The following is a 17,168-nucleotide window of genomic DNA, read 5'->3' on the forward strand; positions in this document are numbered from 1 at the left end:
AGTCATCCTTCTTAAAGCAAGAATTAAAAATTTTTGGAGGACAGAACATGAAACTTGTTTTGATAGAAAGTCCTGGGAAACGGCAGAAATGGCAGAAAAGCCTTGGTTCTGGCTATCGCGTGATGGCAAGCATGGGTCATGTCGTTGAATTGGCTAAAGATGGGGAAGATGCACTGGGATTTGACCTATCAGGCGATCGCGTTACTTGTCGGTTTGTCCCCCGTGGCGACCGAGGCAAAAAGGTTCTCACCGAACTGAAACAAGCTGTCAAATCAGCAACCGAAGTCATATTTGCAACTGACCCAGACCGGGAAGGTGAGGTGATTTCTTGGCATCTCGCACGAGAACTCAAGGTGAAAAATCCCCGGCGAGTAGTGACGAGCGAGATTACAGAAACTGCGATTAAAAAAGCAGTGAGCAAACCCCGTCCCCTCGACCAGAATCTCGTAGATGCAGCGCTTTTGAGGACGTGTCTCGACAAGCTGGTTGGTTTCAGAGGCTCCCCTCTCGTTTGGTCGCTCAAAAACGGAGCCAAGTCAGTCGGTCGGGTTCAAAGCGCGACCTTGCACCTATTATGCGATCGCGAGAGAGCGATTACAGCCTTTGTCCCTGAAGATTACTGGTCTGTTTACGTTGACTACGCCGAGGGTTTTCGAGCCTTTTATGCAGGACAAGTGAATCGTTCCGAGGAGTCTGAAGTAGAGGAAACCGATGATTCTGAGTCTCCTGATAGCAAAAAAGCTGCTGAAGGAACCAGAGTGACAACACAAACTCAGGCGGATCAACTGGTGGCGACGGCAAAGAGTCATCCTCATCAGGTAGTCAGCACCCAAGGTAAAGTGAGTTTTAAAAAACCACCCGCCGCATTTACCACCAGTTCCCTTCAGCAGGCAGCAGGAGCGCGTTTAAAGCTGAATCCAGAGAAAACGATGCAAGTGGCGCAGAAGCTGTACGAGCAAGGATACATCACTTATATGCGTACAGATAGCCCAACTTTATCTGAGGAGTTTTGTGCTTCGGTGCGGAAGTATCTGGAGCAAAATGACCCAGAGAATGTCCCTGAAAAGGCGGCTGTTCGGAAAAGTGCAGCACTTTCCCAAGAAGCGCATGAGGCAATTCGACCAACAGAGATTACCCGGCTACCATCCGTCATTAAAGCAGAGTTAACACCCGAAGAAGCTGGATTGTATGACTTGATATGGCGACGCGCGATCGCTTCTCTCTGTCAATCAGCGCGACTCTTGAAGACGAGAATTATCACGAAATCTGGTAGCGTAACTTGGCAAGCTTTGGGTCAGGTGCTACAGTTTGAGGGCTATCTGCGCTACTGGCGAGATATTGGTTCAGACCAAGTGTTGCCGACGCTGAAAGAGGGGCAATCGCTTACCTGTACCCATGCGGGTGCCGATAAGAAGCAGACAATGCCACCTCCCCGTTATTCTGAGTCTAAGTTGATTCAGGTGATGGAGAAACAGGGGATTGGGCGTCCTAGCACCTATGCTCCGACTGTAAAGACTTTGAAAGAGCGGGAATATGTGGTTCTGAAGAAGGCGCTGCTTGTTCCGACCCAGCTGGGGATGGAAGTTGATGAGTTTTTGGGTCGAGTGTTACCTGAGCTAATTCGTGCAGATTTTACGGCAAAGATGGAGCGGGAATTGGATGCGATCGCTCACGGTAAGCTGGACTGGCAAAAGTATTTGACTAGCTGGAACCGCGATTATTTTGCCCCAGCGCTCAAGAAGGCCGGGGCAAGAATTCCCGCTTCTATGCCGACTGCAACGAACCCAAGCCGCGTTAAGGTCACTCAATCTGTTCATGAACCCCCGGATGCTCACACCGATACTCGCACTGAGAGTCGGTCTGAACTTACTAATATTCGGTGTCCGAAATGCAAACATCCGATGACGAGGGTTTACTCCAAGTCTAAAAAACTTCAAACAGACCATTTTTTGAGCTGTGATGAGCGCAATAATGGCTGCGGTGCTGTGATGTTTTTTAACGTGTCTACCCTAGAGTATGAATTGCCTGACGCTAAACGGAAAAATCCACCGCGTTCTGACACGCCTTCTCAGCATTCTTGTCCGATTTGTGGCTCGCCCTTAGAGCGTTACAAATACACCAAAAATGGTCAAAATAAGGTAATGTTGCGCTGCTCCAACTCTAAAACTAAACAAAATAAATGTAAAGAGGTCGCATTTTTTGAGAGTAAAAAAGGTAACTGGTGGTCGCCGAAATTTGGCGAGATTGGAGCCGGGTAATCCAGCCATGATTCTTCGGCATAACTGTGGTTTGATTGATTACTTTACAGACTGCATTGATTTAAAAAATTATCTGCTGATGGTTTAAGAGTCTGGATTGTAAGCAATCAGTAAACTCAAGCTTGCACTAGAAAAAACGCCAATTTAGTCCCTCAATTCCTTTAATTAAATCACATTTTTTGAAGAGATATTCTAAGCTAAAGCACAATTTTTTTATGGGGATGGGGGCATTTTAACACTTTTTAATTGCCCTTACACATAGCTGGAGATGAAATAGCAATGTGTAAGCACGCTTTATTTGGCGTAGCAGGTATGAAACTACAGGTTTCCCCAATTATTCCCTCTTGCATGGTCATCAATGCAGCTAAATCCAAAAGGATAACCAACCTTTTTTGCCGTAATGCTTACTCAATAAAAAAGGTAATTTTCTGTTTTTTACCGTTTATTTATAGAAAGGAAAATCCAAGCGAAATATTCCTGTTTTTTATAAATTTTACAATCAAAACCCATAAAAAATACATTTTTTTACGTTTTCAAATTTAAATTTTAAAAAAATGCAACCTATAGCTCTAGCCTACTTGCGATTCTAAATCAGCAACTTTAAATACTCTAACTTTTGCTGTGTCTGGGTTTTGACCCCTAAAAAATTTTTTAAACTCGATCCCGTGGCTTTACACCCTGTAAGCAAGACTTAGTAAAGAATTTTTAAAAAAGTGCCTATTGTACCATAAAAATGCAGTTATAACAGAATTTGTTAAAATAATTAACTTGCTTCAAGGGGCTGAAATTGCTATTATTTAAATTCCTGTTTTGCCTATCTCTGTGCAGGTTACAAAGCTTTCACCCATGCTGAGAATATTGAGCTGGGTGTACCCACCCGTGTGAAAATAAACAACAAACTTCCACCGGGTTAATTTGAGTGAATATACAACTACACTAAAGCGGAATAACTTGGTATCATAACCCTTTGAACCAGGAACGTCACTAGCGTCAGGTTGAGGAATGAAGTCTGATAAATCATTGATAAACAACAAAATTAAGCGGCAACTGCAACAAACACCTGTGGCGATTATCGGAATGGGTTGCATTTTTCCGCAAGCCAGGACTCTAGAAGAGTATTGGGAAAATATCGTTACAAAAACCGATTGTATCTCTGATGTTCCTCCCTCACGCTGGCGGATTGAGGACTACTACGATCCAGATCCCAAGGCACCAGATAAGACCTATTGCAAACGCGGTGGATTCATCCCGGATATTGATTTTGATCCGATGGAATTTGGGTTGCCTCCCAATATTCTAGAGGTGACAGATGTCGCCCAAATGCTCTCGTTGGTAGTTGCCAAACAGGCAATGGAAGACGCTGGTTACGGTGAATCCAGAGATTTTAATCGAAAAGGCACAGGCGTCATTCTGGGCGTCGGGGGCGGGCAGAAACTAATTACGCCGCTAACTACCCGTTTGCAATATCCCGTTTGGGAGAAGGTTCTCAAAAACAGTGGTGTATCTGACGAAGATACCCAAAAGATTATTGAGAAGATAAAACTTGCCTATATCGGCTGGGAAGAAAATTCTTTTCCGGGCATGCTGGGGAACGTGATTGCCGGACGAATTGCCAACCGCCTAGATTTAGGGGGAATTAACTGTGTTGTGGATGCAGCCTGTGCCGGGTCATTAAGCGCCCTGCGTATGGCTTTGAGTGAATTGACCGAGTATCGTAGCGACATGATGATCGCGGGCGGTGTGGATGCCGACAATTCGATCTTCATGTATATGTGCTTTAGTAAAACGCCTGCCTTTTCTAAAGAAGGGAATTCTCGTCCCTTCGATATAAATTCCGACGGGATGCTGTTGGGTGAAGGCATGGGGATGATGGTACTCAAGCGTCTTGAAGATGCCGAACGAGATGGCGATCGCATTTATGCCGTCATCAAGGGAATGGGCACCTCCAGCGATGGCAAATCTAAGAGCATTTATGCCCCTCGTTCGGAAGGGCAAGCCGTAGCGTTGCGTCGAGCTTATGAAGATGCTGGATTTTCACCCTCAACCGTCGGTCTGATTGAAGCTCATGGTACAGGAACCGTCGCTGGCGATCCGACAGAGTTTGCAGGCTTAAATGAAGTTTTTAGCCAAAACAACCCCCAAAAACAACATATTGCTTTGGGGAGTGTTAAGTCTCAGATTGGACATACAAAAGCAACAGCAGGTGCAGCCAGCCTGATCAAAACGGCTTTGGCTTTGCACCACAAGATATTACCCCCCACGATTAATATCACCCAACCCAACCCTAGACTTAAAATTGAAGAATCACCCTTCTATTTGAATACCGAAACCCGACCCTGGATTGGCATTGATGCTGAAACGCCAAGAAGAGCAGGGGTCAGTGCGTTTGGCTTTGGAGGCACAAATTATCATGTCGTCCTCGAAGAATATCAAAGGGAACATCAGCAGGCTTATCGTTTACACAGTACGCCAGCGACCATTCTGCTGGACGCTCCAACAGTAGGAGAATTATTAGCGAAGTGTGAAACCCTAGAGTCGCAATTAGCAAGCGATCGCGGTACACAACATTACACAGAACTTGTCACCGCTGCGAGTTTGAAAATTCCCGTTGCCTCAGCCAGAGTGGGATTTGTCGCCACCTCTGCCGCAGAAGCGCGTGAATTATTGCAGATTACGATTGACTTACTGAAAAACAAGGCAACAGCCCAATCGTGGGAGCATCCCAAAGGAATCTATTACCGCAAAACTAGCCTGAACCCCCAAGGGAAAGTAGTAGCGCTGTTTTCGGGGCAAGGTTCGCAGTATTTGGAGATGGGTAAGGAACTTGTCCTTAACTTCCCTCAGCTTCGCCAAGCTTACAGCGATATGGACAAATACCTGGGTAAAAATGGGTTGCCACCCATTTCCCAAGTCGTTTTCCCGTGTCCTGTTTTTGACAACGCCCAAAAGGATGCCCAAATTGCGGCATTGCAACAAACCGAAAATGCCCAACCCGCAATTGGTGCCTTGAGTTTTGGTCTCTACAAAATTCTAGAAGAGGCAGGGTTCAAGCCTGATTTTGTGGCAGGGCACAGCTTTGGGGAACTGACGGCACTATGGGCGGCGGGCGTTCTGAATGACGAAGATTACTTTTTCCTCGTCAAAGCCAGAGGTCAAGCAATGGCATCTCCCGACGATCCAAAAGTCGATACCGGCATGATGCTGGCGGTGAAAGGGGATATTTATAAAGTCAAAGAAGTTGTCGAGAATTTCCCCAAAATCACCATTGCCAACTGGAACTCTAACAATCAGGTGGTATTAGCGGGAGCGAAGGGAGAAATCGCCAAAGTCCAGCAGAAATTGGAGCAGCTTGGGTATTCGGTTGTTTTACTACCCGTTTCCGCAGCTTTCCATTCACCGTTTGTCGCTCACGCTCAAAAACGGTTTGCGGAGGTGCTGGATCGAGTTACTTTCAATCAGCCGAAGATCCCGGTATACTCCAATACAACCGGAAATCTTTATCCAGACAATTCCCATACCATCGGACAAACCTTAGCTGCACATATTGTCAATCCTGTGCATTTTAAGCAGGAAGTTGAAAATATTTACGCAGCCGGGGGATATTTCTTTGTCGAATTTGGCCCTAGGAATATCCTGACCAATCTGGTGAAGAATATCCTCGAAAATCGACCCCATTTGGCGATCGCTTTGAATGCTAGTAGCAAAGGGGATAGCCAGCGCCAGTTGTGCGAAGCCTTTGTTCAGTTGCGCGTGGCTGGCTTGTCTTTACAAAACCTCGATCCTTACCTAGTTAAACCAAAAGCATCCAATTCTCAGCAAAAGAAGAGATTGAATGTGCCTTTAAACGGCGCTAACTATGTTAGTGAAAAAACCAAAGCTGCTTTTGAACAAGCTTTGCAAAACGGACACCAAGTTAAGGGAAATCCAGAAAGGGAAAACCGGAATGGGAAATCGACACAGGAGCCGAAGAAATCTTTAGCCCCGAAACCAACACCACAAATCGCCCCAATCCCTAGTCCTCAACCCGTAATTCCCGTAGCCGCAATTCCCGTAGTCAAAATGCCAGAGCCGATACCAGTTCCACCCGCAACCAAATCAGAGGCGCAACCAATGCCACAATCTTCTGGAAATAATCAGGGTCTTCTAGAAAGTTTAGAGCGCAACATGATGCGCTTTCACGAGCATCAAGCTGCCAGCCAGCAAGTTCACGAACAATACCTGAAAAATCAGTTGGAATATTCCCAAAGATTTTTCCAGCTCATGCAGCAACATTATTCCCTTTTGGGTGCTGGTAATGGTGCCAATGGGTCAGTTGTGAATGGTCAGGTGTCAATCGCGCCCGTTCGGAGCTTGGAACAAGGGCAAAACGGACAAGCGACATCTGAAAAACCACAGTATTCGGTTGTTGCCCCCACTACCCCGGCTGTTGCGCCGACGCCTGTGCCAGATGCCGTCTTTGCCTCGGTGCCAGTGTCCCAACCCGTTTCCAGCAATGGTTCGCAGCCAGCTCAGGCTCGCCAAGTAGAGACAAGCCTGCAAAATCAAATTGCTCAAGCAGAGCAGGTAGAAGTTGCGCCATCAATCATTGAAACAACCTCTAGTCCGTCCGTAAGTCCGTCTGTAACAGCGCCAGCGGTGGATTTGACCCCCCTGATCGAATCCCTGTTAGAAGTAGTCAGTGAGAAGACGGGCTACCCCACGGAAATGCTAGAGCTTTCGATGGATATGGAAGCGGATTTGGGGATTGACTCGATCAAGCGGGTGGAAATCTTAGGAGCAATGCAGGAGCTTTTCCCTGATTTGCCGCCGGTGAATCCAGAACAGTTAGCCGAACTCCGCACCCTCGCTCAAATTGTTGAATATATGGGCAACAAAGCTCCATCAACAGAGGTCGAGGTTTCCTCTCCAATGGCAGCAGTTTCAGCGAAGGCAGAAAACGGATTTGCCTCCCAGGAGAAGGCAACTGCTCTGATTCAATCCTTGTTAGAAGTGGTCAGTGAGAAGACGGGCTACCCCACGGAAATGCTAGAGCTTTCGATGGACATGGAAGCGGATTTGGGGATTGACTCGATCAAGCGGGTGGAAATCTTGGGAGCAATGCAGGAGTTATTCCCTGATTTGCCGCCGGTGAATCCAGAACAGTTAGCCGAACTCCGCACCCTTGCTCAAATTGTTGAATATATGAGCCAGGAGTCGCGGGTGGCTGAAAAAAAAACTTAACCCCAGAATCGCAGCAAGCTGAAGCTGAAGCTGAAGCTGAACACAAGATTAAACGCGGTCGGGCGAGGCTCCAACCTCTGAGTGAGGCAGATTATTTGGATTTCACCTTGCCCGACCATCACATTTGTTTGCTGACCGATGACGGTAGCCCTGCCAGTATCAGATTGGTCAAGTCTCTTTCAGACCGAGGGTGGAAAGTGGTTGTATTAAGTTTCCCCGAATCTGTTATTGCCCAACGGCTACCGTTACCGGAAGGAATTAGCCGTGTGGTGCTGGCAGATTTGAGCGAGGAGCATTTGAAACAACAGCTAATGGCGATCGCGCAAAACTACGGCTCGATTGGCGCGTTCGTTCATCTGCATCCCTCAATTCAAGAAAGTCTTGGGCAGGAATCGGAGAAAGCTATCCTCAAGCATATCTTTCTGATTGCTAAGCACCTCAAAAAATCCCTGAATGAAGCAGCACGTCAAGGACGCAGTTGTTTCCTCACCGTGAGCCGCCTGGATGGGCAATTCGGTTTAAGTCGCAAAACAGAGTTTAGCGCCATCGGTGGGGGGCTGTTCGGCTTGACAAAAACCCTCAACCTGGAATGGGAACGGGTATTTTGTCGCGCTATCGATTTGAGTCCCGCTTTCGATGCAGAATTTGTCGCCCAATCGATTGTCGCGGAAATTCATGACCCCAATCGGTTGATTACCGAAGTCGGGTACAGTTCCCAGGGTAGAACCACCCTGGTTTGCGAGCTGTGTAGGGTTACGAAGAATGTTCGCGGCACAAAAAATCAAATTACTCCATCCTCGGTGTTTCTCGTCAGCGGCGGTGGACGCGGGATTACTTCCCAGTGCGTCATTAAGTTAGCGCAACGCTACCGATGCAAATTTATCCTCCTCGGTCGCTCAGCCATCAATCCCGAACCAGCATGGGCAAAAGGCTGTGTTGATGAATTTAATTTTAAAAAGCGGATTATGGCAGATATTACTGCACGAGGAGAGAAACCTACCCCAGTCAAAGTCCAAAAGACACTGAAGGCGATTTTAGCCCAACGAGAAATCGCCCAAACGCTGGAAGCCATTGAGCAAGCGGGTGGGAAAGCAGAATATCTCAGCGCAGACATTACCGATGCGATCGCTTTAAAGGAAAAACTAGCAGATGCGGTTCGGCGTTTCGGAGCGATCTCAGGAATTCTTCATGGCGCTGGCAATTTAGCAGATAAATTGATTGAGAATAAATCCGAACAAGATTTTGAAGCCGTTTATACTGCCAAAGTCAAAGGGTTGGAAAATCTGCTGAGTTGTGTCAACGCGAATCAAATCAAGCATTTGGTGTTGTTCGCTTCAGCCGCTGGGTTTTACGGGAATATTGGTCAATCGGATTATGCGATCGCTAATGAGATTCTCAATAAATTTGCCCATCACTTCAAGCGCCTCCATTCCGAATGTCATGTAGCTTCCTTCAATTGGGGACCGTGGGATGGCGGGATGGTTACGCCTGAGTTGAAACAGATTTTTGCCGAACGCAACGTTGAGGTGATTCCCGTTGAAGTGGGAACTCAGATGCTAGTTGACGAACTGGATTTTGGCGAACGGGAAACGGTACAAGTCTTAGTGGGTAGCCCCCTGGTAGTCGTGTCTGGAGAGTTGGATTCAGAACTGCGTACTTACCAAATTCATCGAAAATTAAACCTGAAAGCGAATTCCTTTTTGCAAGATCATGCAATCGGTGGTCAAGCGGTATTACCAACCGTTTGTGGTTCGGTATGGCTTGCTAATGTTAGCGAACAGCTATATCCTGGCTACAAGTTTTTTAGCTGTGAAAACTTCAAAGTCTTAAAAGGCATTGTTTTCGATGAAACATTGGCAAGCGGATACATCTTGGAAGTGAAGGAAGTCAATAAATCCCAGAACGAGCAACTCGAACTCGCAGCGACGATATGGAGTGAAGCGGAACCCGGAAAACGCCGCTATCATTACAACGGTCAGGTCAAACTCCTGAAGAAAATTCCGGAAGCTCCTACTTATGAATTCGACAGAACCCAAAATCAAGAGTTTGCGTCTCTGTCACCTTATCAGGATGGCACCTTGTTTCATGGCCCTAGTTTTAAAGGGGTCAAACAAGTTTTAAATATCACGCCAGAAACCCTGACGATGGAATGTGTTTTACCCCAGCTCAATGAAGAACAGCGGGGACAGTTTCCGGCACAAGCATTCGATTTTGTCGCCAAAGATGTGCAATTTCAGTGCATGTTGATTTGGGTAAGGCATTTTTATCAGGCGGCTAGTCTACCATTACGCTGCCAGAAAGGAGAGCATTTCCAATCGATTCCCTTGGGTAAACCATTTTACGTGTCGATGGAAGTGATATCCAGCAATGAGAATAAGTTGGTGGCAAACATCACTTCCCATGATATTCAAGGAAAAGTTTACTCACGGGTATTTGGGGCAGAAGTGACGATTAGCAAACAACTGAATCGTCTATTCTTTAACTCAGAAAAAGCAGGAGTTAAGTAATGTCGAGTTAAAAAACCATTCAGCGTGCTGTAGTAGCGATCGCTGCTACAGCACGATGGTTAGAGCCTATTTAAAATAAAGTAGTTTTTGATTAAATTTTTTAGGAATATTGAATGGAAAAAATTGCAATCATTGGTTTATCTAGCTTGTTTCCAGGCGCAGAAAGTCCTGAGCAATACTGGCAGAATTTAATTGCTAAAAAAGATTTTAAAAGCTTGGCAACAGCCGAACAAATGGGAGTAGATCCCCAAAAATTTTATTCTACAGAAAAAGGGAAGCTGGATAAATACTATTGTTTGAAAGGAGGCTATATTCGAGATTTTCAGTTAGATACCAGCGAGTATCAGATGGCTCCGGAGTTACTGAAAAACTTAGATGAAATTTATCAATGGTCTTTATACGTCTCAAAACAAGCTTTAAAAGATAGCGGTTATTTAGGCAATCAATCAGTTCTGGAAAAATGCGGCGTGATCCTGGGAAATCTTTCTTTTCCTACCCGCTTTTCCCATCGCTTTTTTGCACCAATCTATCAAAAATTTCTCGATTCAGCCCTTCAGCAACTTTTAAAAGAAGAATCTTTCCAACTAAAAAAACCATCTTCTGATGTCTCTCTTTTAAATGGAATGTTATCCGGGTATCCGGCAGCAGTTATTGCTCAAGCGCTGTCTTTATCCGGTATCAATTTATCTCTGGATGCAGCCTGTGCAACATCGCTGTATGCAGTTAAATTAGCTTGTCACTATCTGTTATCCGGCAAAGCTGACCTGATGTTAGCGGGTGCGGTGAGTTGCGCCGATCCGTTCTTCATCAATATGGGATTTTCTATTTTCCACGCTTATCCAGAAGATGGGATATCGCGTCCTTTTGATAAGTCATCCGGAGGACTCGTGGCTGGGGAAGGAGCCGGAATGGTTGTCCTGAAACGATATAGCGATGCGCTGCGAGATGGCGATCGCATCTACGCCACAATCTGCGGTGTTGGCTTATCGAATGACGGGAAAGGGAAATTCGTCCTCAGTCCTAATCCCAAAGGGCAAATCTTAGCCTTTGAACGGGCATATATCGAAGCCGGAATACATCCCAACAGTATCGATTACATCGAGTGTCATGCCACGGGTACTCCGGTCGGAGATATCACCGAACTCAACTCGATGGAAACCTTCTTCGGTCAGCATCAAACGGTACCTCTGATTGGTTCTGTCAAATCCAATTTTGGTCACTTGTTGACGGCTGCGGGGATCGCGGGTCTCATCAAAGTGATTTTGAGCATGAGCGAAGAGGTCATCCCGGCGACAATCGACGTAATTGACCCCCTCAGTTCGGAAAAAGGCGCGATCGCTGCTGAGCAGATGGTCACTTCCCCGACACCTTGGCCTCAAAAATTACCTACCAAACGTGCCGCTATCAATGCTTTTGGTTTTGGTGGCACCAATGCTCATTTGATTTTGGAGTCATCAGAAGACATCGGAAGTGGGAAAGAAAGGGCAAAGGCAGCGACAAATACCTCGATCCAAAATCCAAAATCTCAAACCCAAAATCGACTCGCGATCGTCGGCATGGATGCCTTTTTTGGCTCCTGTAAAAGTTTAGATGCCTTCGAGCGCACAATTTATGAAGGAACGCAGCATTTTATCCCCCTTCCGCCTCAGCGTTGGCAAGGTATCGAAGAGCAACCCCAATTACTCAAAGAATATGGCTTGGCGACTGGCGAAGCGCCTCTAGGAGCCTACATCCAAGATTTTGAACTCGATTTCTTAAATTTCAAAATCCCGCCCCGCGATGAAGATCAACTCATTCCTCAACAGCTATTAATGCTAAAGGTGGCGGACAACGCCATCAAAGATGCAAAACTCGCTCAAGGGGGAAATGTCGCCGTGATTGTGGCGATGGGGACAGAACTCTCCCTACACCAGTATCGGGGTCGATGCGATTTATCTTGGCAAATCAAAGAAAGCTTGGAACAAGCGAATATTTCTTTGTCTCCCGAAAAACTTGCCGAACTGGAAGCCATTACCAAAGATAGCTTGCATCCTCCGGCGCAAGTCAACCGATACACCAGCTTCATCGGTAATGTGATGGCTAGTCGCATTTCCGCCCAATGGGATTTCACGGGTCCCTCTTTCACCATTTCTGCCGAAGAAAATTCGGTTTTTAAAGCTTTAGAAGTCGCTCAATTACTTCTGTCTAATGGAGAAATCGATGCTGTTGTCGTCGGTGCGGTCGATCTCTCTGGGGGATTGGAAAATGTATTATTCCGCCAGCAGTTAGCACCGATTAATCAAGGGATTCCTACCTTAAGCTTTGATGAAAATGCGAATGGCTGGATGGTCGGTGAAGGCTCAGGTGCCGTAGTTTTAAAGCGACACGAAGCAGCCAAACAAGAGCAAGACCGAATTTATGCTGTTATTGATGCCATCAGCTTAATTCAGGATAATGCTAATCATCAATCGACGAGCGATCGCACCCTCACACAAGCTTGTCAGCAGGCGTTCGATTTAGCAGGTGTTCAACCTACAGACATTGGGTATCTGGAAGTTTTTGGCAGTGGCGTTGCACCAGAAGATGAAGCCGAAATCAAAGGTTTACTCTCTGCCTATCAGACGTCCCAAGCAAGCTTGAGTTGTTGCCTGGGCAGTGTCAAAGCCAACATTGGTCATACCTATGCTGCTTCCGGGATGGCAAGTTTAATCAAAACTGTCCTCTGCTTATATCATCGGTACATTCCTGCGACTCCCCAGTGGTCTAGGCCGAAAATGCCTCAGCTTTGGCAAGGCAGTCCCTTCTACGTCGCCACCGAATCGAGAACTTGGTTTTTAGAACCCGAAGCATCTAAGAGAGTCGCTGCCATCAACGGTTTAGGAATAGATGGCACTTATTCTCACATCATCCTCTCGGAAGAATTGAGTCAAAAAGAGCGTCCCAGCAAGTATCTCGAACAAACACCGTTCTATCTATTTCCCCTCACCGCTAATCATCAATCTGCTTTGCTCGAACGGCTGAATTCGCTCCAGAATCTGATTGAAACCGCTGACGATTTATCAGTTGCAGCGACACAGACCTTTACTGCTTTTGGGCAATCCCCCCAGGCAACTTATACCCTAGCGATTGTCGGTTCTAATAAACAGGAAATACTGCGGGAAATCCGCTTAGCGATCGCAGGGATTAAAAAAAGCTTTGAAACTGGCGGAGAATGGAAAACACCGCTTGGCAGTTATTTCACACCGAAACCTTTAGGAAAAGAGGGTAAAGTTGCCTTCGTTTACCCAGGTATGGCTAGTTCTGCTCTCGGACTAGGACGGGACATTTTCCAGCTATTTCCTAAGGTTTACGATAGCTTCTCAACTCTGACTCACTCTCCAGGTCAGGTCATGCACGAGAAACTTCATTATCCCAGAAGTTTAGAAAAACTTTCCAGTCAAGCACAAGCAGAGAAACAGGCAGAATTTCTGGGTGACGGAGTAGTAATGTGCCAAACCGGAATCAGTTTGGCAGTGCTATATAGTCTCATTCTCAGACAGTATTTCCATGTCCAACCCCAAGTTGCATTTGGGTATAGCTTGGGTGCAGCTATCACTATGCTGTTTGCACTTGACATTTGGCGCGATGATGGGAAAATAAACGATGCTTTAGTCGCATCTCCTCTATTTAAAACTGATTTATGCGGTCCCTGTTTAGCGGGACGTAGGTTTTGGGATTTGCCGGAAAGCGATCGCTCGGAAAAATTCTGGATTTCCTATGTTCTCAAAGCACCAGTATCGGCAGTTAAGGAAGTCCTGAAGCATGAAAAACGTGTTTATCTGTCATTCATCAATACTCCCGATGAAGTAGTCATTGGTGGCGAGCCGCAAGCTTGCTTAAGAGTTATTGAAACTCTCCAATGCAAATATTTTCCCATGAATTTTGACAGTGTATTGCACTGCGAACCAACAAATACTGAATATGACGGATTGGTTGAACTATTAACAATTCCTATTCAGAATGTACCCGATATTCAATTTTATTCTGGAGTAGATTACGCTCCGATTAAGCTAGACACGAATTCTCTGGCTCATAATGCCGCCAAAATCTGCTGTACAACAGTTGATTTTCCTAGAATTATTCATCGTGTCTACGAAGATGGTGCCAGAATCTTCATTGAGCTAGGCGCAGGAAACAACTGTTCCCGATGTATTAGCGAAACGCTTAAGCAACAAGAGTATGTTGCCATGTCCATCAATACAAAAGGCGTTGATGACCATACTGGGGTGGTCAGGGTTTTAGCAAAACTCGTGAGTCACGGTGTCTCCGTGGACTTGTCACCGCTTTATAGTCAACCACCAGAAAAATCCATCCAACGTCAATCAATTGTCAAAAAAGTTACTTTGGGTGGAAGCCGAATTTATTCTAAAATATTGACCGCTGAAAATTGTGAAACTTTCCAAAAAGAGATAGCAAACACGGGGAACAAATCAAAAATCATGACAATAGCCAAAGATCCACAACAGACAACTAACCATCAAGAGCAAATGATGAAGATATTTCAGCTACAAATCGCTGTAGCCGAACAATTATTGAATCAAAATATATCCGTTAAAGACAAGGGTCAGATAGCCCCTGCAACTTCAGATTCGCAGCGAAATAGTTACACAAAGCCTTCTAATATTGTTTGGGATGAAGCAGATTTACTGGAATTTGCTGAAGGGAAAATATCCCGTGTCTTCGGTCAAGACTATGACATTATCGATTCTTATTCCCGGCGAGTGCGGCTGCCAGTTCCTCCCTATCTCTTGGTGAGCAGAGTTACTAAACTCGATGGTGAAATAAATAGCTTTAAACCCTCTTCAATCACAACCGAATACGATATTCCCCAGAATGCCTGGTACGCTGTTGATGGTCAAGCGCCTTGGGCAATCAGCGTAGAATCAGGTCAATGCGATTTATTATTAATCAGCTACCTAGGAATCGATTTTGAAAATAAAGGCGAACTGGTTTATCGCTTGCTTGATTGCACCCTGACGTTTCTAGATGATTTACCCAAAGAAGGACAAACCCTACGTTATGACATTAGCATAAATTCTTTTGTGCGAAGCGGAGATAACCTACTATTTTTCTTTAGCTACGAGTGCTTTGTTGGGGATAAAATGATCCTCAAAATGGACGGAGGATGTGCTGGATTCTTCTCCGATGAACAACTCGAAAATGGAAAGGGAATTATTGTTTCCGATAAAGAGCTTGAAGAGCGAAGTAAGATTCCAAAGCAAAAGTTTGAGCCTCTGCTAATCTGCCAGAAAACAAGCCTTGATGAGTCAGATATGTTACGCCTTACCGAGGGTAATATTGCTGCCTGTTTAGGAGACCATTATTGGCAAGACGGCTTAAATCCCTCCTTGCGCTTGCCCCCGAAGGCAATGCTCATGATCGATCGGGTTACATCAGTAGAACCCACTGGAGGGGCTTGGGGTCTAGGTCTAATTATCGGCGAAAAATTTCTCGACCCAGATCATTGGTATTTCCCCTGCCACTTCAAAGACGATCAGGTGATGGCTGGTTCCTTGATGGCAGAAGGCTGTGGTCAACTCTTGCAATTCTATCTCCTCTATTTAGGATTGCAAACCTACACAACCGATGCTCGATTTCAACCAATTCCAGGTTTGCCACAGGTAGTCCGTTGCCGAGGACAGGTGACTCCCATTTCTGGCAAACTAATCTATCGGATGGAAATTACTGAAATCGGCATTACACCAAAACCTTATGCAAAATGTAATGTTGAAGTCATCCTGAACGGCAAAATCGTTGTTCACTTCAAAGATTTGGGCTTGCAGTTATCTGAAAAGAACCCTAATCATTCAATTTCTGCTGAACAAGCGATAAACAACTCTCAACAAAAGGCAGGATTACCCCGGAAACCAGCCTTATTAAATGAAGATCAAGTCAACGAATTTTGTCTGGGTTCGGTTGCTAAGTGTTTTGGGCCAGAATTCGCAATTTATGACAACGGTAGCGTCAAAGCTTCGCGGATGCCCAATACTCACCTCAATTTGGTGCATCGCGTTTTGGCAGTGAATGGTAAACGCCATGAACTAACAAAAAATTCCAGTATTGTTACTGAATATGACGTTCCCCCAGAGCCTTGGTATTGCCGCCAAAACTCATCTCCGACGATACCGTACTCAATTTTAATGGAGATAGCTCTGCAACCCTGTGGTTTTCTTTCGGCTTATTTAGGAACCACTTTGTTGTATCCAAATCAAGACTTGTACTTCCGCAATCTTGATGGGCAGGGTCGCCTTCTCAAGGATATAGATGTCCGAGGAAAGACGATTACGAATACGGCAAGATTACTTTCTTCATCTAATATCCAGGGAGTGATTATTCAAAGCTTTGATTTTCAAATGGTTTGTGATGGCGAACCATTTTATGAAGGAACTGCCGCATTTGGTCATTTTAGCCCCCAATCTTTGGCAAATCAGGTAGGACTGGATCGTGGTAAGGATGTTCCACCCTGGTACGAAACTGAAAATACAACTGGACTCCTTAAAGCAAAAATCGATTTAAGGAGCCAAGAAACTAGAGCCAAGTTTTATCACATTAATGAGGCTCGACCCTATTATCGTCTTGCTCAGTATCAGTTAGACCTCCTGAATGAAGTACGCATTATTGAAGGAGGAGGAAACTATCAGCAAGGCTACATCTATGCCAGAAAAGAGGTAAAGCCGAATGACTGGTATTTCAGATGCCATTTTTACCTTGACCCAGTCATGCCTGGTTCATTGGGAATTGAGGGGATTTTGCAAGCGATGCAAGTCTATGCCTTGCAGTTTGATTTAGGAAAACAATTCAAATCTCCCCGTTTTGTCCAAGCCATCGACCATCCAATCGTTTGGAAATATCGCGGACAGATTCCTCATGGTCATACTGAGATGTATTTAGAGGTTCATATTTCCAAGGTGGATATTACCCCAAACAAAGTCACCCTAATCGGTGATGCCAGTTTGTGGAAACCTAATTTGAGAATCTATGAAGTTAAAGACATTGCTCTTTGTTTAGTGGAGTCTGATTAAAATCTACCAAGCTCACTCTACGGTTCAGTTAGGGCTAGAAAATCCTCTCCCTCCGTAGGTCTGGTTGAAGTACGAAACCCAACAAATACTTATTTTTTCTGGGTTTCGTACCTCAACCCAACCTACAATCTAAAATGCGTTAT

General features: G+C 45.4%; 4 protein-coding genes. All 4 read left to right on the top strand.

Features of this window, described 5'->3' with window-relative positions; genetic code table 11:
* Positions 1-47 precede the first annotated feature (47 nt).
* The 4 genes from topA to H6H02_RS15180 all read left to right on the top strand — a co-directional run bounded on the left by topA (position 48) and on the right by H6H02_RS15180 (position 17,025).
* A complete protein-coding gene (gene topA, locus H6H02_RS15165) occupies positions 48-2,258 on the top strand; it encodes a type I DNA topoisomerase (protein ID WP_190819146.1) in 2,211 nt (736 codons plus the stop codon).
* Between the two features lie 1,002 nt (positions 2,259-3,260).
* Positions 3,261-7,478 carry a type I polyketide synthase gene (locus H6H02_RS15170; RefSeq protein WP_190819148.1) on the top strand — a complete coding sequence of 1,406 codons (4,218 nt, stop codon included), beginning with the start codon at positions 3,261-3,263 and terminating at the stop codon, positions 7,476-7,478.
* Between the two features lie 95 nt (positions 7,479-7,573).
* Positions 7,574-9,985, top strand: coding sequence for an SDR family NAD(P)-dependent oxidoreductase (locus H6H02_RS15175; RefSeq protein ID WP_190819154.1), 2,412 nt, complete (start codon positions 7,574-7,576; stop codon positions 9,983-9,985).
* Between the two features lie 113 nt (positions 9,986-10,098).
* Complete coding sequence (locus tag H6H02_RS15180; RefSeq protein ID WP_190819156.1) at positions 10,099-17,025, top strand: PfaB family protein; 6,927 nt, start codon at positions 10,099-10,101, stop codon at positions 17,023-17,025.
* The last annotated feature ends 143 nt before the right edge of the window (positions 17,026-17,168 follow it).

The organism is Coleofasciculus sp. FACHB-1120, assembly GCF_014698845.1.
Taxonomy (GTDB): Bacteria; Cyanobacteriota; Cyanobacteriia; order Cyanobacteriales; family FACHB-T130; genus FACHB-T130.